Below are 1,010 nucleotides of genomic sequence, written 5' to 3' on the forward strand. Positions count from 1 at the left end.
GCAACAACGCCCGCGCCAACGGTACGGCCGCCTTCACGGATTGCGAAACGCAGACCGTCGTCCATCGCGATCGGGTGGATCAGGGTAACAACCATTTTGATGTTGTCGCCCGGCATTACCATCTCTACGCCTTCCGGCAGTTCGATGGTACCAGTCACGTCAGTAGTACGGAAGTAGAACTGCGGACGGTAGCCTTTGAAGAACGGAGTATGACGGCCGCCTTCATCTTTGGACAGGATATAAACTTCAGATTCGAATTTGGTGTGCGGCTTGATAGAACCCGGCTTAGCCAGTACCTGACCACGTTCGATTTCTTCACGTTTGATACCACGCAGCAGAACACCAACGTTCTCACCAGCACGGCCTTCGTCCAGCAGTTTGCGGAACATTTCAACGCCAGTACAGGTAGACTTAGCAGTCTCTTTGATACCAACGATTTCAACTTCTTCACCAACTTTGATGATACCGCGTTCTACACGACCGGTAACAACGGTACCACGACCGGAGATGGAGAATACGTCTTCGATCGGCAGCAGGAACGGCTTGTCGATAGCACGTTCTGGTTCCGGGATGTAAGAATCCAGGAAGCCAGCCAGTTCGATGATTTTCGCTTCCCACTCTGCTTCGCCTTCCAGCGCTTTCAGAGCAGAACCACGAACGATCGGAGTGTCGTCGCCCGGGAAGTCGTACTGAGACAGAAGTTCACGAACTTCCATTTCTACCAGTTCCAGCAGTTCTTCGTCATCAACCATGTCGCATTTGTTCAGGAACACGATGATGTACGGAACGCCTACCTGACGACCCAGCAGGATGTGCTCACGAGTCTGCGGCATCGGGCCGTCAGTCGCAGCAACAACCAGGATCGCGCCGTCCATCTGCGCAGCACCGGTGATCATGTTTTTAACATAGTCGGCGTGGCCTGGGCAGTCTACGTGCGCGTAGTGGCGAGTCGGGGTGTCATATTCAACGTGGGAAGTGTTGATGGTGATACCACGAGCTTTTTCTTCCGG

The 1,010-nt window shown here is 53.6% G+C and carries 1 protein-coding gene; it reads right to left on the reverse strand.

Features of this window, described 5'->3' with window-relative positions; all coding sequences use genetic code 11:
• A partial coding sequence (gene tuf / locus ACWWFX_RS25275; RefSeq protein WP_327622037.1) for an elongation factor Tu occupies positions 1-1,010 on the reverse strand: 1,010 nt, incomplete at both ends.

The organism is Pseudocitrobacter sp. 2023LY-00077, from assembly GCF_055796175.1.